Source organism: Legionella gratiana (genome assembly GCF_001467695.1).
Classification (GTDB): Bacteria; Pseudomonadota; Gammaproteobacteria; order Legionellales; family Legionellaceae; genus Legionella; species Legionella gratiana.
The window spans coordinates 75,613-95,391 of sequence record NZ_LNYE01000004.1; the positions used below are offsets into that span (position 1 = coordinate 75,613).

Genomic DNA, 19,779 nt, shown 5'->3' on the forward strand with positions numbered 1-19,779 from the left:
TCTAGAGTATTTTACAGAACAATACTTAAGTTAGTATTAAGAATACTTCAGTTTGGCAATATTTTCATCTAAAATTACCGATAAATCAATGAGTAATCCTAAAAAAAGCTCCTATGGAGAGGGTTCACCTATTAGATCTCTTGTATATCCTGTGAATTTTGTTTTAGCAGAAGGCGCAACCGTTTCGAGAAGCGGAGTTTACATGGAGTAAATGGGCACCGCAGAAACGGTTGCAACACAGTAATAAAGTAAAAGATATAGGTTATGCAAGAGCTCTGCTGGATGTGGGTAGATGATAACTTTAAGAACGGACTTTCACTGAGAGTTCTAAAATAAAATCAGCAACTTCTTCAAGAAACTCAGGGTAATCAGTGAAGGCTTTAATATGAATCGGTTTGGTAATTCTTTCTCCTGTAATTTTTGATTCTTGGATCATTGTTTCTACTAATGCTCCTTCCGAACAAACAAAATAGACATCTGATTCGGGTCGGCGTAAAAATTGTGCCTGAAAGGATTTAAAAGCAAGAGATACTTGGCATCGTTTTTGGTGTGCATGATAAAAACCATGCAACCCTCCTGCGAGATCAGCGCCTACTGAAAGAGCACCAAAATACATGGAATTCAAATGATTGCGACTTCGTCGAGTCAGAGGCAAACAAATAATTATTTCCGTAGGATTAAGTTTTATGATGCGAGGTTTTAAGTAGCCAATCATAGGCACTTTAAAATGACCGAACTTCCAAAGAAAAAATTTAAAACGAGTTAGGAGGTTCATGGATTATCCTTTTTTAACATATCGACACTTTGAATGACGAAACGATCAAAAGGTTTTGTGACTACCATGGAAAAGGCAACCATCTCATTTAATTCAGAGACTAATACTACTGAGTCTACACGCCAATATTGAACTCCATTAGCAACCCATTGATTCTCAATAAATGGTTCTTTAGCAAATTTAGGGTGGAGAGTAAGCCGTTGTTCTTTAACAACCTTTACATATCCTCCCAAAAAAGCAACCAACGCGCTCCATGCATTATCCGAATAATTTTTACGAAACTCGGTGCGATCTCTTGTTTTATAATTGTAATCAATAGATAAAGTATCTAGGATGATTTGTTTTACCCATTGACATACTTCGGCATCAGTTTGCGCGGAAACGCTAAGTGAGGATGTGAAAAGTACTACGAATAGAAGCGTTTTTTGTAAAAGAGATTTCATTTTAAAATCCTTTTTTTAGTCCAAGTTAAAAGTTACTAAGTTTATATATTCATTGTATCATACAAAACCGCAGCCTACGCTCTGCGGTTTGTCTTCAGAAGCTAGGAATCTCTGTGCGAGACTCCCTGGATCCTGCAGACAAGCTGCAGGACTTAGAAGCAAGCAGTTTGTCCAGATTTATTAAGAAGTTACTTTATTGTAGCATAACCTGTGAATTAGGAACAAAGTAGATTCAAACTGCGGATCAAAAAAATGAGCTAAAAATTAGACCTATTGGTGTAGATGTTTATTTGCCCTACACACTCCACATTTTTATCTTATTATCTTATAATTCTTACTCTCTTTAAGTAAAAAAACCATAGACTATTTAACTCATTTATTGACTATGCATCTTATCTCTATACGGGGCGCAAGAACCCACAATTTAAAAAATCTCGATTTGGATTTGCCTCGCGATAAAATGATCGTAATTACGGGGCTATCTGGTTCGGGTAAATCTTCGTTAGCTTTTGATACTTTATACGCAGAAGGACAACGTCGCTATGTAGAATCTCTATCTGCATATGCCCGACAATTTTTGGCCATGATGGAGAAACCTGATGTTGATTCAATAGAGGGATTATCACCCGCAATTTCTATTGAGCAAAAGGCAACTTCGCATAACCCTCGCTCTACAGTAGGGACTATTACTGAAGTTTATGATTACCTAAGATTACTTTATGCTCGAGTAGGAGAACCTCGTTGCCCTACCCATCATATAAGTTTGCATGCACAGACCATTAGCCAGATGGTGGATCAGGTTTTGGCTTTACCTATGGATAGTAAAGTAATGATCTTGGCTCCAGTGGTACGTGAGCGTAAAGGGGAGCAGGTTCAACTGTTCCAACAATTACAAGCTCAAGGTTATGTACGAGCTCGTATTGATGGAGAACTTTATGAATTGGATTCTCCTCCTAAATTGGGTTTACGTACGAAACATACCATAGAGGTAGTGGTGGATCGGTTTAAAGTGAGACCAGAGATCGCCCAACGTTTAAGTGAGTCATTTGAAAATGCTTTAAATTTGGCCGAAGGTCTTGCTCTTGTGGTATCAATAGATAATCAGTTTGATGAACTCGTATTTTCTTCAAAGTTTGCATGTTCTGAATGTGGTTATAGCCTTAGTGAATTAGAGCCCAGACTTTTTTCGTTTAATAATCCAGTGGGGGCGTGCCCTGCGTGTGATGGATTAGGTGTGGATCAATTTTTTGATCCAGAACGAGTAGTTCATGATCAAACGGCAAGTTTAGCAGAGGGTGCGATTCGTGGCTGGGATAAAAAAACCACTTATTATTACTCCATGCTGGAATCGCTCGCGCAACATTATAAGTTTGATACACATACTGCGTTTTGCGATTTGTCTGAAGAAATACGTCAAATTATTTTATACGGTAGTGAGCAAGAAATCATTGAATTTCATTATCATAGACCTAATGGTGGTTATATGATAAAGCGACATTCCTTTGAGGGTATTATTCCTAATATGCAACGCCGTTATCGCGAATCTGATTCAGGAATGATACGTGAAGAGCTTGCTAAATACTTATCGTCCAGACCTTGTTTGAGCTGTCAAGGCGCAAGATTACGTCTTGAAGCACGGCATGTATTTATTGATAATAAAAATTTACCTGAAATTTCCGCTTATTCAATTGAACATGCGTATGATTTTTTTAAAAACTTGCATATGACAGGATATAAAGGTGAAATTGCAGCAAAAATTAATAAAGAAATCGTTGAGCGATTAGGTTTTCTTGTTAATGTAGGTTTAGATTATCTTTCATTAGCTCGTAGTGCTGAGACTTTATCAGGCGGTGAAGCACAACGCATCCGTTTAGCCAGTCAAATTGGCTCAGGGCTTGTTGGGGTGATGTATATTCTGGATGAGCCATCTATTGGATTACACCAACGTGACAATGATCGGTTATTAAAAACCTTAATGCATTTAAGAAATCTAGGGAATACAGTGATTGTTGTAGAACACGATGAAGATGCTATTCGAAGCGCCGATTTTGTTTTGGATATAGGTCCAGGGGCGGGTGTCCATGGCGGTGAAATTGTTGCATATGGCACACCTCAAGAAGTGATGCAAAATCCTGCTTCCTTAACCGGCCAGTATTTATCAAGAAAGCAATCGATTGCCATTCCTGTAACTCGATTAGCAGTTAATCCAGAAAAAATGATTCATTTAAAAGGAGTGGTTTGTAATAACTTACTTGGCATTGATGTAAGTATTCCTTTAGGTTTAGTAACCTGTATTACGGGTGTTTCTGGTTCCGGTAAATCCAGTTTGATCAATGATACTTTATATCCTAGTGCTGCAAATTTGTTAAATAGAGCAAGTTTATATACTCCTGGATCAGTTAAAGAGATTTTAGGATTAAATTTATGCGATAAAGTGATTGATATTGATCAGAGTCCAATTGGCAGAACTCCTCGTTCTAATCCTGCTACGTACACGGGTATCTTTACCCACATCAGAGAGCTGTTTGCGGCTACCCCTGAATCACGAGCTCGTGGTTATCAGCCAGGGCGTTTTAGCTTTAATGTACGCGGAGGCCGCTGTGAAGCTTGTCAGGGAGATGGGCTTATTAAAGTTGAAATGCACTTTCTTCCTGATATTTACGTTTCATGTGATGTATGCAAAGGCAAGCGCTACAATAGAGAAACATTGGACATTCAGTATAAAGGAAAAAATATTCATGAAGTTTTGGAAATGACCGTTGAAGATGCGAGTCATTTTTTTTCGGCCATTCCCGTACTGGCTAGAAAATGCCAAACTTTGATGGATGTAGGCTTGTCATACATCAAATTGGGTCAAAGTGCAACGACTCTTTCTGGAGGAGAGGCTCAGCGCATCAAGTTAGCGCGTGAATTATCCAAACGTGATACAGGAAGTACTTTATACATACTTGATGAACCAACCACGGGGTTACACTTTCATGATACCAAGCAGTTATTGGCGGTTCTATTTCGTTTGAGAGAGCAGGGAAACACCATTATTATTATTGAACATAATTTGGATGTGATTAAAACAGCGGATTGGATTATTGATTTAGGCCCTGAAGGAGGAAGTAAAGGGGGGCATATAATAGCAACTGGAACCCCAGAGCAAGTCGCTGAATGTAAGCATTCTTACACAGGCCAATTTTTGAAACCTATTTTAACATTCGTTTAGTATATAAAAGGCATTTCTATGCCTTTTATGTTCGAACTCACGTTATCAGTTAACGTTCGTTTTAATAAGATTGAATTTTTTTAAATTATGATACAGATAAAAACTTATAGGTAGAAGCAAGGCCCAAGTAATTCCTACAGAAAAATAGAAAGGATAACTTTGTTCGATAATCACAATATTACAGGCGGCACCAATTTTGTAAGCAAATGGCATGAAAAAAAGAGTAGGGAAAAACCAAATAAAATAGTAGCGCGTCAATTTTTCATTAAGAATAATCAAATTTAAGCCAAAGCTTAACCAAATACATACCATCCATGGCGCTGTAAAATAAGGAGTAAAAGGGTTTGCTTTAAAATAAATGTAATTTTGGTACAACCAAATTGCATCAGTAATACAACCAATTAAACCAATAAAAAGTGCAAAATAAAGCGCCTTTAAGTAGGGTAATCGATTAATAAATTGCCAGATAATTTGTATCGCAATAATCAAAAAGCCAATAATTGGTCCAAGATATACGGCATTTTGTGCCGCAAAGTAAAAGCAGGCTATCCAACATAGATAATAAGATAAAAAATGGATGCACCACCCTAGTTTGCTTTTATTCATCGTCTTAATTACACTGTTTTTTTTATAATTTTCGGTCTATAACTTAATTGTAGGAAATTTTGCATAGGAATAAAAATGAGTATTTTTATTGTTCTTATAATTATAGTAGTGCTTCTATTGATATGGGCTATTAGTATTTACAATAGTTTGATTCAACTCATTGAAGCGATTAATAATGATAAAAAGCAAATCGATATCCAACTGGATCGCCGATTTAAAGTATTTGAGTCTTTGATTGAGGCTGTAAAAAAATACATGGATTACGAGCAAACTACTTTAAAAAATGTAGTGGCTTTACGTAATCAAGCTCAAGTAGCAAAAGCTTCAGGAGATGAACAAGGACGTATTGCTGCAGAAAACCAAATCTCACAAATTGCATCGGGCCTTAATGTAGTATTTGAGCAATATCCTGACTTGAAAGCAAGTCAAAACGTGATGCAATTGCAAGAGGAAATAGTCAATACCGAAAACAAATTAGCCTATTCTAAACAAGCATATAACGATGGTGTAGAACGTTATTATGCGAAGAAAAAATCATTTTTTGAATCAATAGTAGTCTCAATATTTCATTCTGCTTTAGATAAGGATTTTGTTTATTGGGGACTTTCTGAGGAGCAGATTAAGATTAAAGAAGACTATACTGTAAAATTTTGAGTTTAGAATATGAGTCTTGAAGATTATGATAGTGAAGTTGTAGATTGGCGCGAGCAAATTCGGCACAATAACCGCAAGACATTGTTGACGATGATATTTTATGTTGGAATTTATTTTGCGGTTGGTTGTGTTGTTGATATTGCTTTATTACAAGCACTTTATTTTCCTCATATTACGCTTGAGCAAAGTGTTCTCGCATTGATACGGCTACAAGTTATTCCTTATGGAACAATTCTGATGGTTGGCTTTGCCGTTGTTTCATTAATCATCACCTACGCGTTTTATGATCGGATTATGCTCTTGGGCACTGAGTATCGAGAAATTACCCCAGAAACGGCCAATAATTTACAAGAGCAACAACTCTATAACGTCGTGGAAGAAATGAAAATTGCAGCAGGTTTGGAGTACATGCCCCGTGTATTCATTATTGAAGCTGATTATATGAATGCTTTTGCAAGTGGTTACAGTGAAAAGTCCGCAATGGTTGCAATTACTCGGGGCTTAATGGAAAAATTAGATAGAGCAGAAGTACAAGCAGTGATGGCTCATGAACTGAGCCATATTCGCCATCTTGATATTAGATTAACTTTAACCGTAGCTGTCTTAAGTAACATCCTTTTAATGGCAGTTGATATTTTATTTTATTCCGTGCTTTTTAGAGGGAATAATGAGCGACGCGAAGATAATCGATTGTTCATGGTTATTGTGATTCTCCGCTACCTCGTGCCGTTAATTACGGTCTTATTAACTTTATTTTTAAGCCGAACCCGAGAATATATGGCGGATGCTGGATGTGTGGAATTAATGCGTAATAATGAGCCTTTGGCTCGAGCCTTATTAAAAATAAGTGTGGATCATAAGCAATATGCGACACGTTATGCACAAGAATACGGTAATACGCCCCATGAACAAGTAAGGCATGCCTCTTATCTTTTTGACCCTTCAGATATTGATCCTGTAACGTCACTTAACACGGCATTTGCAACCCATCCTACCATCGATCAACGCTTACGAGCATTAGGATTTAAACGTAAACAAGAAAAATAACTCTAGAACTACCATCCTTTGCTTGTGCAAATTAACTCATATGCTTTTACAATTTTTTGAGTTTTCTCATTGGCCATTTTAATCATTTCTTGGGGTAAACCTTGAGCGATTAATTTATCAGGATGGTTTCGGCTCAATAAACGTCTGTAGGCACGTTTTACTTCTTGTTTGCTTGCGTTAGGTGAGATCTCCAGAAGTGCATAAGCATAATCCAAATTTGTTTTAGTGGATTGATAATTATATCTGCTGTATGAAGAGTAAGACTCAGATGATGAGTGTTGTTGTGATTGTTGGTCGTTATCATTAGGTTGTTCATAGGAATAATTACCAAAATCCTCATAAAAGCGATATTGTTTGTGGAGTGGTGCAAAATCCAGGTTGGAAAAAATAACATCCAGAAGTTGAATTTTTTTTGTACTAAGGCCATTAGTTAAAGCTGCTCGATATTGAATATCGAGAAATAACTTGAGTAAGTCGCGATTATCTTTGCAGGCCTTTTTTAATTTTTCGAGAATCCCATTTAAGTTAAATGTGGGTTGTTTGCCTTCATTAAACAAGCGCTTTGCTAATGTTTTTTGTTCCTTACTTAAACGCATTTCATCCATGAGTTGACGCGCGATGTTTAGTTCATTTTCTGTGACGCGACCATCCGCTTTAGCCAAATGCCCCATAATGGAAAAGGTAGCCTCAAAAAAAGTCTGTTGGACGACTTTGCGCTTTTCACTGTAATAATACCAATGTGGGTTGGAATAATATTGAGATAAACCTCTATCAAAAAAATTGCCTATTAAAAGACCAAATAATGCTCCTGTGGGTCCGGTAATCAGGTAGCCAAAAAATGCACCAATAATTTTTCCCCACCAGGTAGTGATTATAAAGAAGTCCCGAAAAGTCATTAGTAAGGATCCTTTAAAATGATGTCAATTTATCGCCTTAAACCCTATTTTAAGTATATACTGTCGCTTTTGGGTTTGGTTTTATATGCGATTTTTTTACTCTTTTTTAATGTATTTGCTTATCCCTTTTATTTTAATACGATTATGGTGGAAAGGGAAAAGCTTACCCGCTTATCGAAAACGCATCGCAGAACGTTTTGGACTCAGTAAATATGAGTATAAACCGGTTGATGTTTGGGTGCACGCGGTTTCTCTAGGAGAAGTTATTGCTGCTATTCCTTTGATTGATGCCATGCTTGATAAAAATTGGTCTTTATTAGTGACGACGATGACCCCAACTGGTTCAGAGCGAGTACAGGCTCATTTTGGTAACAAGGTAATGCACCAATACCTGCCTTATGATCTTCCCGGTATATTGAAGCGATTTTATCAACGCACTAAACCTCGAGTTGGTGTGATTATGGAGACAGAATTATGGCCAAATTTAATTTATCAGGCACGAACTGCTCGAATCCCTTTATTTCTTGCTAATGCACGTATATCGGATGATTCGTTACAAGGATATAAAAAAATTAAATATCTCATTAAACCTATTTTAAATCAATTCGCAGCTATTTTGGCACAGGGAGAAGAGGATGCACGACGATACATTACTTTGGGAGCCCGAGAAGAAATAGTACATGTTTTGGGGAATATGAAGTTTGATTTACAAACTAAAAGTATAGAGAGTCAGCGTTTTAGCCATTTAAAAGGATACTGGGGCGCTGCACGCGTCACAATTATTGCAGCAAGCACTCATGAAAATGAAGAGGCTCAGATTTTGTCTCAATTAAAACGACTGCAACAAGCAATTCCTGACGTGATCTTATTAATTGCTCCACGTCACCCCGAGCGTTTTCAAGCCGTTTATCAATTATGTATTCAATCGGGATTTAAAACAGGGTTGCGTTCTGATTTGCAAACCCTTTGTCCGGAAAACGAGATTGTTGTACTCGATAGTTTGGGTGAGCTTTTAGGGTTATACCAAATTAGTGATTATGCTTTTGTAGGAGGAAGTCTTGTCCCAGTAGGTGGGCATAACGTTTTAGAGCCTATTGCGATGAATGTTCCCGTGTTAAGTGGCAATCAAATTCATAACTTTAAAGCCATTTGTGATGAGCTAAAGGCAGCTCAGGGCATGTTATTAGTGCAGAGCGCAAAGGAAGTTATTGATGGAATTATTAAGTTACATACAGATCCCACGCTTCGAAAACAGATGATTCAAAATGCTACTGCTGTTTTCGAGAAGAATAAAGGTTCGGTTGTACGACACTTACACCAAATTGAAGCGGTGATGGTCTGATGCCGCTTGGATTTCCTACTTTGTTTCGACTAAAAATTCGATTGGGTCGTATCTTGACTATTGCGCACATTAAGCAGCTCTAACAACCAGATTCATCCAATCCTTTTCCATCATAATGAGGATTGGCCATCTTTATAGGATCAACCAGTAAACGTCGTTGTGAATTTTTATATCTCCAAAATCATCATGTTCGATACGAAAATTATCTTTTTTCATGCGAATATCCTTCACGGTTATTAAACCTTCCCTAATTTCCAAATATAGCCAAACAACTTCAAAATGCTAAGTTTCCAGCAATTGGAAATTATCATTAATTAAGCCATCTAGGTATCTCTGATTATTTCCAGATCTAATCATAAGTTGATAATCTATCGGAGATTGCGTGGTTTGTCCCTGAGAGCTGGTCATAAAATATGACCAGCTCTCAGGGGGCCTGGCAGCGGAATACAGGAGTATTTCGCTAAAACACTGGAACACCGCGGATAAGTCGCGGGGGTCGGTAGAGAAGTGCTCAAGAGACAGTTGCTTGCAACCGGCTTCATTTTTGCACAGAGCCGTCAGCAACTAAAAAAACAGAATAAGACTAGATCTCTTTCACTGAAGAGCATGTATTTTACGAGCCTTGATTTTGTTTCTCTTTAATTTCTGACAAAGTTTTGCAGTCAATACATAAAGTTGCAGTAGGTCTTGCTTCCAAACGCTTGAGCCCAATTTCAATACCACATGCTTCACAATAGCCAAAGTCTTCATTTCTCAATCGTTCTAATGCATCTTCAATTTTTTTGATGAGTTTACGTTCCCGGTCACGTGTGCGTAATTCGATACTAAACTCTTCTTCTTGACTGGCTCTGTCTGATGGATCGGGAAAATTGGCAGCTTCGTCTTTCATATGTGTCACAGTACGATCAACTTCTTCCATTAATGATTGACGCCAGGCTAACAATATTTTTTCAATATGTGCTAACTGCTTTTCATTCATATATTCTTCCCCATCAGCTTCCTGATAGGGGGTAATTCCCATGCTACCTATTGTGTCGCTTTTCACGTTGTATTGTCTCTCATTATTTTTATCAATTATTTGTTCGGTCATTTTAGTCTCCTTCCCCAGTATTTTAACCTGGGACTACAGAAAGGAAAGAGTTTAGGTATACCAAAAAATTATTGTATCATCAATAATATTATCGCCAACCGCCACTTACCCTGCCATGACCCTGGATGTCTTGCCAACATCGTATACCGTTATATCCTAATTTGTTAAGTATAGCTTGTACTTTAAATTTTTGATCAAATCCATGTTCAAGCAAAAGCAACCCTTGGGGTAAAAGGTATTCATAACCGCGCTCAATGATACATTGTAGATCAGCTAAGCCTTCTTGACTACTCACTAGTGCATTTCGTGGTTCAAAACGTAGATCGCCTTGTTGCAAATGCGGATCGTTTTCTGAGATATAAGGTGGATTGGCCACAATACTATGGTATTGGCGCTGCGGAATTCCATTAAACCAGTCTGATTCGAAAAAGCTTATATTTTTTATTTTGTGGTTTTGTGCGTTTTCTTTTGCAACGTTTAGTGCTTCTTGATTGATATCACATGCAGTAATTTTCCAGTTTGGCCTTTCTTTGGCTAATGCTAAAGCTATGGCTCCACTTCCAGTGCCTAATTCAAGAATATGAGTATCAGGCTGGTTGGGGATGAGCTCCAAGGCTAACTCTACAAGTAGTTCCGTTTCATGGCGTGGAATTAAAGTCTGTTCATTTACTTTTAAATTAAGAGACCAAAATTCACGTTGACCCGTAAGATAGGCAATGGGTGTTCCTTGCGCCCTTTGGGCCATTAAATGTTGAAACGTAGCTAATTGTTCTGATGTAAGTAATTTTTCGGGATGTGCAAAGAGGTAGGCTCTGGTTTTATCTAAAACATGACCTAATAAAATTTCTGCTTCTCGCTCAGGATTTTGTGTTAGAACGGCGTGAATACTAATCATTTCGTCCTAGTTCTGCAAGTAATTCTGCATGATATTCACGCTTTAAAGGCTCAATCACTAAGGATAGCTTACCTTCCATTACATCATTCAATTGATAGATCGTCAGATTAATTCGATGATCCGTTAAACGGCCTTGAGGATAATTATAAGTTCGAATGCGCTCTGAGCGATCACCCGTGCCAACCAACGATTTACGAGTTTGTGCCTGCTCTTTTTTCTGTTTGCTTTGTTCCGCATCCAACAAGCGTGTTTTAAGTAAAGACATCGCTTTAGAACGATTTTTATGTTGAGAACGTTCATCTTGACACTCGACAACTACGCCAGTGGGTATATGGGTAATACGAATAGCAGAATCTGTTTTATTGACGTGCTGTCCACCAGCTCCTGAAGAGCGATAGGTATCAATACGTAGATCATCTGGGTTGATTTGAATGTCATCAATTTCATCAACTTCGGGTAAGATAGCAACAGTACAGGCAGAAGTATGAACACGTCCTTGTGATTCAGTTTCAGGAACACGTTGTACACGATGCGCTCCAGATTCAAACTTGAGCTGTGAATAAACAGCATTACCACTAATACGCGTGATAATTTCTTTATATCCTCCATGTTCGCCATGACTTGCACTAATTAATTCCTGTTGCCAGCCTTGTTCTTCTGCATAACGAATATACATACGATAAAGATCGCCGGCAAAAATCGCAGCCTCATCTCCTCCTGTTCCTGCTCTGATTTCCAGGTAAATGTTGCGTTCGTCATCAGGATCTTTGGGAATTAAATGCCATTGCAATTGTTCGTCAAGATCGTCCACTTGTGCTTTGGCGCTTGCTAATTCTTCCTCTGCCATAACAGCCAGTTCTCTATCCTCTCCTGCAAGTAACTCCTCTAAAGAAACCACATTATCTTTTGCTTCGAGGTAGGCTTCGTAACAAGTCGCTATAGGTTCTAATTGTGCGTATTCTTTGGATAAGGTTTTAAATTGATTCTGATCAGCAATAATTGATGCTTCAGATAATAAGCGTCCCACTTCCTGATAACGCTCTAGCATTTGCTGCAGTTTTAGTTCAAGAGATTTCTTCATAAGATGATTGACGTGTTGTTGTAGTAAAAAGATATTGTGCTAAGGTAAATAAATCTTCTCGGCCATCTTTGGCTATTTGTCTTAAACCTGTTGTAGGATTATGGGTAAGTTTATTCACCAAACGCTCACTGAATTCGTTTAAAACGAGTTGCTGACATTGCCCCGCAGAAAGTTTTTTTAAGGCACGTTGCAATTCTTTTTGTGCCAGATTGTACATTTGATTACGATACTCACAAATAACTTTTTTGGCTTTAAGTGAACGGTGTTTGCGAATGTAATTATTTAGTTCTTCATCGACTAATTGTTCTGCATGTAATGCAGCAAGGCGTCTTTCTTCGATACCTTTTTCTGTCATAGCTTGTAAATCATCGATATTGTAAAGATGTACTTGTGCAATCTCTTTGACATTGGCCTCAATATCTCGAGGAACTGCTAAATCTAAAAAAAACATGGTGGTATGATTTCTTTGCTTTAATGCTTGTGTTACCAAATCTTTATTAATAAATGGAATGGGACAAGTTGTAGCAGAAACAACAACATCTGCTTGATACAGATATTGGGCAATATTACTGATGGGAATCGCTTTTCCATTGAACGTTTTAGCAAGTTTCTCTGCGTTTTCTTGTGTTCTGCTTGCTACCATAAAGTGGTTCACGCCTTGTTGGTGTAAATATTTTGCAACCAATGAAGCAGTTTCACCTGAGCCAATTAAAAAAACATTGAGCGATTTGTAGTCTGTAAAGAGCTGGCCGATGAGTTGAACCGCAGCATAGGCTACTGAAACAATATTGGTCCCTATGCCACTTCGTGTGCGTACACGCTTTGAAGCACTAAAAACATATTCGAAAATTGGACGTAACTCTGCGTTTATAGAACCAAGGTTGCACGCATATTGATAAGCTTGTTTCATTTGGCCAAGAATCTGTGGCTCGCCAATCATCATGGAATCCAAACCACTGGCGACACGCAAAAGATGTTTTATTCCTTCTTGACCTTTATGTAAATACAAAAAAGGAGTCAATGATTCAGGTGATAATTGATGTTCTTGGGCAAGCCAATGTGTAAGAATCTGCGGATCCTGGGTATCACAATAGATTTCTGTGCGATTACAAGTAGATAAAATAGCGGCTTCGTTTACCCCAGGGAGATTGAATAAACTGTTGAGTAAAGAATCTTGGGTAGCCGGAACTAAAGCGACTTTTTCACGCACGTTTATTGGAGCAGTTTTATGATTTAGTCCGCAAGCAACAAACACCATAGGATTATGAATTATTGAATTTGAAATTATTGAGTTAATCGGAGAATTGTAAACGATTAGTTATTAAATTTGTAGAGTACTAAGGCTATATTTATCCTAAATTCGGCAGTTGAATCTACTACGAGGGCTCACTGCACTGATTTTTCTGATTTTCTATCGATGGCGTTTCGCCCATACGGTTAGATTAAAACCCATAAAAATCAACACATTAGATTTTATAGTTATGATTCAACTACCGAATTTAGGATTATTTTAAAATATCCTTTTGTAAAATTAAAGTACATTACTATTTTGCCGCTAACAATAATAGAGGGTTTTTGTTCAAATGCCCAAGTTGACGGGGGGAATGAATCATGGACATAATCTTACAAGGCGAGCATAGTGGTGAAGAAGCAGCTCAAAGTTTGGCACGTGTATTAGAGCTATTTAGAGAACGTTATCATATCGCGGGGTTTCGTGAAATCCATTTAACAGTAACTTTGCTTGATGAGCAGGGGGATGATGTGGAGTTAATTGATAGTGAATCAAATCAGGCATATCGAATTTTTGAAGTGTACCGTCAAGGATATGAACTCGGTTCAAATAAAGGAAAAAAAGTTCCAGTATTGCAATTAGTTGTTGATAACACACGTACACGATAAAGGAGTGACTTATGCTTTTGGCAATTATCGCCATAATACTTACATTAATACTTGTAGTAGGGATACATGAAGGTGGGCATGCAGTATTAGCACGTCTTTTTCAAGTAAAAATTAAAAAAATTTCCATAGGATTTGGTAAGCCTCTATTACGTTGGCGAGGCAAAAGTGGTTGTGAATGGGTATGGGCTTTCTTTCCTTTGGGTGGGTATGTTCAATTAGAGAATACTCGAATCAGTCCTGTAAAACCAGTGGAATATCCGGGCTGTTTTGATAAGAAGCCAATTTGGCAACGTATCTTTATTTTGTTAGCTGGAGCAGTTGCCAATCTCATCACCGCTTGGTTTGCTTTTGTCCTCGTATTCTCTATAGGTCTTAGTTATCACTTACCTGAAATCAAAGGCGTACAACCCAACAGCACTGCTGCTCAAGCAGGGATGCTTCCAGGCGATAAGTTTGTATCTATTGGCGACTATGCTACCCCAACCTGGAGTGAGGTGGGCATGCAATTGGTAATTCTTTGGGGAAAAAAAGACATTCCAGTAGTGCTTCATCGGAGCGATGGCAAAGAGGCCAAAGCAGTGCTTGATTTAAGTCATGTGCAATTTCGTGGAGCAAAATTATCTTTATTGGCACAATTAGGTATAGAGCCCAATTTATCTGCAGCGAAAAGTGATTTACGTGCTTCATCATTTTTTGATGCAATGCATCAAGCTAATGCAACGATGATGCATATGATTTACTTTTTTCTGATGATATTAAAGCAGTTATTTTCGGGTGTAATCCCATTTTCTGCATTGCTAGGCCCTATAGGCATTTTTGCTGCTTCAATAGTCTCATTGACCCAAGGAATAGTCGTTTTTATGTTTTTTATAGCGACTTTAAGTCTTGCCGTAGCGGTGATTAACTTATTTCCTATTCCGGGATTGGATGGTGGTTCTATAGTCTATGCAGTAATTGAAAAAATTCGTGGTAAGCCTGTATCAGTAGCTATGGAGCTTTTATTGCATCGCTTAGTGTTTATTGTGTTCTGCGTGGTATTAGTCCATTTATTAATGAATGATTTACAAAGACTTTAAGTCGCTATTTATCGATAGTTCTTGCGCAACACCAAACATCTACTTGGGTGACGCCGGATTTCTTTAAAGAGAGTGCCAGCTCATTTGCGGTATTGCCTGTGGTTAGCAGATCATCGATAATGGCCACATGCTGATAAGGGAGCTTTTTAGTAATAAAGGCATTGCATAAATTTTTTTTCCTTTGTTTTCCATCCAGACTTGCTTGAGGTTTCGTATTGAGAACTTTTTGACAACTGAATAAATCGCAAGGAATCTGTAGTCTTTTGGCTAAAGAACGTGCTAGGACTGCTGCTTGATTAAATCCACGTCGTTTGAGTCGTTGTGGGTGCATAGGAACGGGAATTAAACATTGGGGCAGCTCTGTAGAACTTGGTAATGATTTAAAAATTAAATAGCTTAAAAAAGAAGTAAGATAAAGACCATCATGATATTTAAATTGATGTAAAAGACTTCGCAGTGGTTCTTCAAAAACATAGTTAATAATTGTTCGATCAAAATACGGTGTTTTTTTAATGCAATGTCCACAGGTGAGAAAATGAGCGTCTGGTAATGGATAAGCACAATGGCGGCAACCAGGACCTAGTAAGGGCATGAACTCGATACAATGCGGGCACACCGCCATTTTACTGTGATGCGCTTGATTACATAAAATACATATTGAGTATATGCGTAAACTTTGTGTTAAAATCCCTATTTTTTGGCGCACAAGCGTTGGATTCCTTTAATCGTCCCTGGTTTTATAATGGCTGTTATCAGTGAAATTAGCAAGGCATTTAATCGACATGCCACCGAATATGAACTTGCTGCCAAAGTGCAGCAAGAAATTGGCGTTCGTTTATTAGAGCGATTGTACTATTTAAATATGAAACCGCAACGCATTTTGGATTTAGGTTGTGGCCCTGGTTTTTTTTCCTATGAATTAATGCAGATGTATCCAAAGGCACAAGTTGTGGGTTTGGATTTAGCACAAATTATGTTATTGCAGGCTCGAAAAAAACAAAGTTGGCGTCGTCGCTGGTCTTTAGTTGCAGCAGACATGCAATGTATGCCTTTTGCCGATGGAGCGTTTGATTTAGTTTTTGCGAATCAAGTCGTTCATTGGGGTGATCACTTAGCTCAGGTTTTTCGAGAATTAAATCGAGTAATCAAGACGAATGGATGTCTAATGTTTACTACATTAGGACCTGATACATTTAAGGAATTAAAAGCTGCCTGGTTTGGAGTGAATCGTTACGAGCATGTTAATGAATTTGTTGACATGCATGACGTAGGTGATTGTTTGCTGTCCGAACATTTTTTAGATCCAGTAATTGATATGGAGTTGTTGGCAGTGCATTATGAAAGTTTGCCTAAATTGTTGCAGGCTTTAAAGACTCAAGGAGTGAAAAACATTAATTCCAAGAGGAACCAAGGATTGACAGGGAAAACAGCTTGGCAACAATTTGCACAAAACTATGCCACAATGCAAACTGACAAAGGAAAATACCCCCTTACTTATGAAGTAGTTTACGGGCATGCCTGGAAGGGGGGGCAAAGAAAAACAGAGTTAGGGATAGAAACAAGAATTCCTGTATCACAAATAGTGAAGCAAAAAAGTTAGAGATAAGAATCTCCAAGAGGCTAGAATCGATTACTACGTTCTTGTAAGTCTTTAGTTAAATCAATTAATACACGTGCTTTCTGACCAAATAGGTTTAATGCATCAAGCGCAATTTGATAATGTTTGCTTATTTCTATCTCTAATTTATCTTTAGTATACAACGTAGCAAAAGTAGTTTTTTTGTTTGCTAAATCAGAGGAACGTCCTTTACCCAAAAATTCGGCTGGAGCATAGTAATCTAAATAGTCATCTTGCATTTGAAAAACAAGTCCAATGTGGTTGGCATAAGATCGCAACGCCGCTTGATACGTGTCGGACGTTGCCTGCGCTTTCAAAACCATTTCGATACATGCAAGGATAAGTCGTCCCGTTTTAAGATAATGGATTTCTTTGAGTTGTTCATCATCAATCGCAGATTTTGCTAACTCAGATAAATCCAAGCTTTGTCCGCTTACCATTCCATTGATACCGATTGCTGTAACGAGCTCTTGAGTGATGGAAATGACTTGTTCCGGTTGCACTAAGTGTGGGAGATGCGTTAAAAGCACTTCAATGGCTAATGCTTGCATGCCATCACCTGCTAAAATCGCAGTTGCTTCATCAAATGCCTTATGGCAACTCGGTTTTCCGCGACGTAAATCATCATTATCCATTGCTGGAAGATCATCATGGATTAACGAATAACAATGAGTTAATTCTACTGCGGCAGCAATAGCATCCAAAATTTTTAGATCCAGATCAAGCAAGCTTCCGGTAAGATAGACTAGAATAGGTCTTATTCTTTTGCCACCAGGAAAAAGAGAGTAGTCAATTGCAGCGCGTATGGTTCCTGCAGGCACAGGGGATTGAACAATAATTTGCTTCAGAAATTCTTCATGTCGTTTTATGTAATTACTAATCACTTAATTCTTCGTCCGAGCTGGATTCAGCGGTAGTTAATAGCTCTATTTTTTGTTCTGCTTTCAGCAGTGTATCTTGACAATGTCGTGCCAGACTTATTCCCTTTTCAAATTGTTTGAGGGAATCCTCTAAAGAGAGCTCTCCCTTTTCTAATTGCCTGACAATCTCCTCGAGTTCCGTTATCGATTGTTCAAAATGGAAGCTTTTGCTCATAGAACTTGTCCTGATTGTGCAAAATGTACTGATTATACTGGGTTACCCTAAGGATTCAACCCAAAAATGCAATTGATTTTAAAGCAAGTATGATTTTAAACCTAAGCGCAGAGCTTAAAGCTTCTCTATAGTAAATCGTGTATAGTACTTACAACCCAATCTAATGGAATCAAGATGAAAGCAAAAACCCAATTTATATGCAATCAATGTGCCGCAATTTTTAAACAATGGGCGGGGCAATGTACACAATGTAGTGCATGGAATTCGATTGTTGAAGAGGGAGTGATGCCCGCGAGTCGAAATTCTCGCAGTGGATCTTGGGTCAATCAGCGTTCCGTTATCACTGCTGTTGAAGACGTGGTTATGGATAAAGAAATACGCATGGATTGTGGTTTATCCGAGTTAAACCGAGTACTCGGTGGTGGTTTGGTTTATGGCTCAGTGGTTCTAATTGGAGGGGATCCTGGCATAGGCAAGTCTACCTTATTATTGCAAACACTCGCCAATCTTTCCCTCCAAGAAACGGTGCTTTATGTCACGGGTGAAGAATCCTTACAGCAGGTTGCTATGCGGGCAAAACGTTTAGGACTGCCTTTAGCAGGACTCCGGCTTTTAGCAGAGACACAAGTTGAATCAATTATTGTACAAGCACAAAAGGAAAAACCCAAAATTATTGTGATTGATTCGGTACAGACTATTTTTACAGAAGCGATAAGTTCTGCGCCGGGTGGCGTTAGTCAGGTCAGAGAATCGGCAGCACAATTAGTGCGTTTCGCTAAGATGACACAAACCGCTGTATTTTTAGTAGGTCATGTAACCAAAGAGGGGGCGTTGGCAGGACCACGAGTTTTAGAACATATGGTTGATAGTGTTTTATATTTTGAAGGGCAAAATGACAGTCGTTTTCGAGTCATTCGTACCATTAAAAATCGTTTTGGAGCAGTTAATGAATTGGGTGTCTTTGCGATGACAGATAAAGGTCTAAAGGAAGTGGCGAATCCTTCAGCAATTTTTTTATCACGTCAACCAGAGCCTACTTCAGGAAGTGCAGTGATGGTTACCTGGGAAGGATCACGTCCTATGTTAGTGGAGGTACAAGCATTAGTGGACGAAGCACATGGACAGCAATCCAAGCGCGTTACCGTTGGTCTTGAATCGAATCGTTTGGCTATATTGCTTGCGGTTTTACACCGGCATGGAGGAATTGCCACTTATGATCAGGATATATTTATTAATGTTGTAGGTGGCGTGAAGGTTACTGAAACAGGCTCAGATTTGGCTGTATTAGCTGCAGTGGTTTCTAGTTTGCGTAATCGAGTTTTTGATCGCGAAACAATTATTTTTGGTGAGGTGGGATTAGCAGGGGAAATCAGGCCTGTACAAAGTGGACAGGAGCGTTTAAAAGAAGCAGCAAAACATGGTTTTAAACGCGCTATAATTCCTTTTGCTAATGCACCTAAGCAGAATAATTCTTCGATGGCAATAGAATCTGTTAAGTACCTGCATGAAGTTTTAGAAAAAATGTAGGACTGATTAAAGTTGGTACTTTTCTTAAAAAAAGCGTCACCCTCTGCGAAAAGCAGGGGGGCTTATAAGGAGATGTTGCAAGGTGATGTTTTGACGCACGATTTGGTGCTTTTAGACCTTCCGCTGTTGCGGAAGGCGACGGTATGAAAAAAGCGTCACCCTCTGCGGAAAGCAGGGGGTCTCATAAGGAGATGCGGCAAGGCGATGTTTTGAAGCACGATTTGGTGCTTTAGACCTTCCGCTGTTACGGAAGGCGACGGTATGAAAAAAGCGTCACCCTCTGCGAAAGCAGGGGGTCTAATAGGGTATGATTGCAAGGTGAAGTTTAGAGCAAGGTTTCTGCTATTAGACCTTCCGCTGTTGCGGAAGGCGACGGTATTGAGAAGTCCGTCACCCTCTGCGGCAAGCAGGGGGTCTAATAGCGTATGACTGCAAGGTGAAGTTTAGAGCAAAGATTTGTTACTTTTAGACCTTCCGCTGTTGCGGAAGGTGACGGTATGAAAAAAGCGTCACCCTCTGCG

At 38.6% G+C, this 19,779-nt stretch carries 19 protein-coding genes; 8 read left to right on the forward strand and 11 right to left on the reverse strand.

Annotated features, from left to right (window positions below):
* Positions 1 to 301 precede the first annotated feature (301 nt).
* Both Lgra_RS02165 and Lgra_RS02170 read right to left on the reverse strand, forming a co-directional pair.
* Positions 302 to 775, reverse strand: a complete 474-nt coding sequence (locus tag Lgra_RS02165) for a PaaI family thioesterase (protein ID WP_058497641.1) — start codon at positions 773 to 775, stop codon at positions 302 to 304.
* On the reverse strand, positions 772 to 1,218 hold the full coding sequence (locus Lgra_RS02170; RefSeq protein ID WP_058497642.1) for a DotI/IcmL/TraM family protein: 447 nt from the start codon (positions 1,216 to 1,218) through the stop codon (positions 772 to 774). Before Lgra_RS02170 ends, Lgra_RS02165 begins: the two co-directional genes overlap by 4 nt.
* A 385-nt stretch (positions 1,219 to 1,603) precedes the next feature.
* Between Lgra_RS02170 and uvrA the strand changes: the two genes are divergently transcribed.
* Positions 1,604 to 4,432 (forward strand): excinuclease ABC subunit UvrA, encoded by a 2,829-nt coding sequence (gene uvrA, locus Lgra_RS02175; RefSeq protein ID WP_058497643.1) that lies wholly within the window; start codon positions 1,604 to 1,606, stop codon positions 4,430 to 4,432.
* A gap of 45 nt (positions 4,433 to 4,477) precedes the next feature.
* On the opposite strand, the gene Lgra_RS02180 is transcribed toward uvrA, so the two are convergent.
* Positions 4,478 to 5,038: a DUF2878 family protein gene (locus Lgra_RS02180; protein ID WP_058497644.1), complete on the reverse strand. Its 561-nt coding sequence runs from the start codon at positions 5,036 to 5,038 to the stop codon at positions 4,478 to 4,480.
* Positions 5,039 to 5,113: 75 nt separating this feature from the next.
* On the opposite strand from Lgra_RS02180, the gene Lgra_RS02185 reads away from it, so the two are divergent.
* Entirely contained in the window at positions 5,114 to 5,692 is a 579-nt protein-coding gene (locus Lgra_RS02185) for a LemA family protein (RefSeq protein ID WP_058497645.1), read from the forward strand.
* Positions 5,693 to 5,701: 9 nt separating this feature from the next.
* Positions 5,702 to 6,739, forward strand: a complete 1,038-nt coding sequence (htpX, locus tag Lgra_RS02190) for a zinc metalloprotease HtpX (protein ID WP_058497646.1) — start codon at positions 5,702 to 5,704, stop codon at positions 6,737 to 6,739.
* A gap of 8 nt (positions 6,740 to 6,747) precedes the next feature.
* Here the strand turns inward: htpX and djlA are convergent, their stop codons facing one another.
* Positions 6,748 to 7,635 (reverse strand): co-chaperone DjlA, encoded by an 888-nt coding sequence (gene djlA, locus Lgra_RS02195; RefSeq protein ID WP_058497647.1) that lies wholly within the window; start codon positions 7,633 to 7,635, stop codon positions 6,748 to 6,750.
* 85 nt (positions 7,636 to 7,720) lie between these two features.
* Here djlA and waaA point away from each other — a divergent pair, with 85 nt between their 5' ends.
* The gene (gene waaA / locus Lgra_RS02200; protein ID WP_058497648.1) at positions 7,721 to 8,977 is read left to right on the forward strand and encodes a lipid IV(A) 3-deoxy-D-manno-octulosonic acid transferase; all 1,257 of its coding nucleotides are present in this window, start codon (positions 7,721 to 7,723) and stop codon (positions 8,975 to 8,977) included.
* Positions 8,978 to 9,590: 613 nt separating this feature from the next.
* Here waaA and dksA read toward each other — a convergent pair.
* The 4 genes from dksA to hemA form a co-directional block, all read right to left on the reverse strand.
* The gene (gene dksA, locus Lgra_RS02205) at positions 9,591 to 10,067 is read right to left on the reverse strand and encodes an RNA polymerase-binding protein DksA (RefSeq protein WP_058497649.1); all 477 of its coding nucleotides are present in this window, start codon (positions 10,065 to 10,067) and stop codon (positions 9,591 to 9,593) included.
* An 88-nt stretch (positions 10,068 to 10,155) separates the two neighbouring features.
* Positions 10,156 to 10,962, reverse strand: a complete 807-nt coding sequence (gene prmC, locus Lgra_RS02210; protein ID WP_058497650.1) for a peptide chain release factor N(5)-glutamine methyltransferase — start codon at positions 10,960 to 10,962, stop codon at positions 10,156 to 10,158.
* Entirely contained in the window at positions 10,955 to 12,043 is a 1,089-nt protein-coding gene (gene prfA, locus Lgra_RS02215; protein ID WP_058497651.1) for a peptide chain release factor 1, read from the reverse strand. Before prfA ends, prmC begins: the two co-directional genes overlap by 8 nt.
* Positions 12,027 to 13,301 (reverse strand): glutamyl-tRNA reductase, encoded by a 1,275-nt coding sequence (gene hemA / locus Lgra_RS02220; RefSeq protein WP_058497652.1) that lies wholly within the window; start codon positions 13,299 to 13,301, stop codon positions 12,027 to 12,029. Before hemA ends, prfA begins: the two co-directional genes overlap by 17 nt.
* A 353-nt stretch (positions 13,302 to 13,654) precedes the next feature.
* On the opposite strand from hemA, the gene Lgra_RS02225 reads away from it, so the two are divergent.
* Both Lgra_RS02225 and Lgra_RS02230 read left to right on the forward strand, forming a co-directional pair.
* Positions 13,655 to 13,942 carry a hypothetical protein gene (locus tag Lgra_RS02225; protein ID WP_058497653.1) on the forward strand — a complete coding sequence of 96 codons (288 nt, stop codon included), beginning with the start codon at positions 13,655 to 13,657 and terminating at the stop codon, positions 13,940 to 13,942.
* 11 nt (positions 13,943 to 13,953) lie between these two features.
* A complete protein-coding gene (locus Lgra_RS02230) occupies positions 13,954 to 15,018 on the forward strand; it encodes a M50 family metallopeptidase (protein ID WP_058497654.1) in 1,065 nt (354 codons plus the stop codon).
* Between the two features lie 4 nt (positions 15,019 to 15,022).
* Here Lgra_RS02230 and Lgra_RS02235 read toward each other — a convergent pair whose 3' ends face one another.
* Positions 15,023 to 15,724: a ComF family protein gene (locus tag Lgra_RS02235; protein WP_420795194.1), complete on the reverse strand. Its 702-nt coding sequence runs from the start codon at positions 15,722 to 15,724 to the stop codon at positions 15,023 to 15,025.
* A gap of 36 nt (positions 15,725 to 15,760) precedes the next feature.
* Here Lgra_RS02235 and bioC point away from each other — a divergent pair, with 36 nt between their 5' ends.
* A complete protein-coding gene (gene bioC / locus Lgra_RS02240; RefSeq protein WP_058497655.1) occupies positions 15,761 to 16,618 on the forward strand; it encodes a malonyl-ACP O-methyltransferase BioC in 858 nt (285 codons plus the stop codon).
* A 20-nt stretch (positions 16,619 to 16,638) separates the two neighbouring features.
* Here bioC and Lgra_RS02245 read toward each other — a convergent pair whose 3' ends face one another.
* Complete coding sequence (locus Lgra_RS02245; protein ID WP_058497656.1) at positions 16,639 to 17,520, reverse strand: polyprenyl synthetase family protein; 882 nt, start codon at positions 17,518 to 17,520, stop codon at positions 16,639 to 16,641.
* Positions 17,513 to 17,731, reverse strand: coding sequence for an exodeoxyribonuclease VII small subunit (locus Lgra_RS02250; RefSeq protein ID WP_058497657.1), 219 nt, complete (start codon positions 17,729 to 17,731; stop codon positions 17,513 to 17,515). Before Lgra_RS02250 ends, Lgra_RS02245 begins: the two co-directional genes overlap by 8 nt.
* A gap of 174 nt (positions 17,732 to 17,905) precedes the next feature.
* On the opposite strand from Lgra_RS02250, the gene radA reads away from it, so the two are divergent.
* Positions 17,906 to 19,258: a DNA repair protein RadA gene (gene radA, locus Lgra_RS02255; RefSeq protein ID WP_058497658.1), complete on the forward strand. Its 1,353-nt coding sequence runs from the start codon at positions 17,906 to 17,908 to the stop codon at positions 19,256 to 19,258.
* The last annotated feature ends 521 nt before the right edge of the window (positions 19,259 to 19,779 follow it).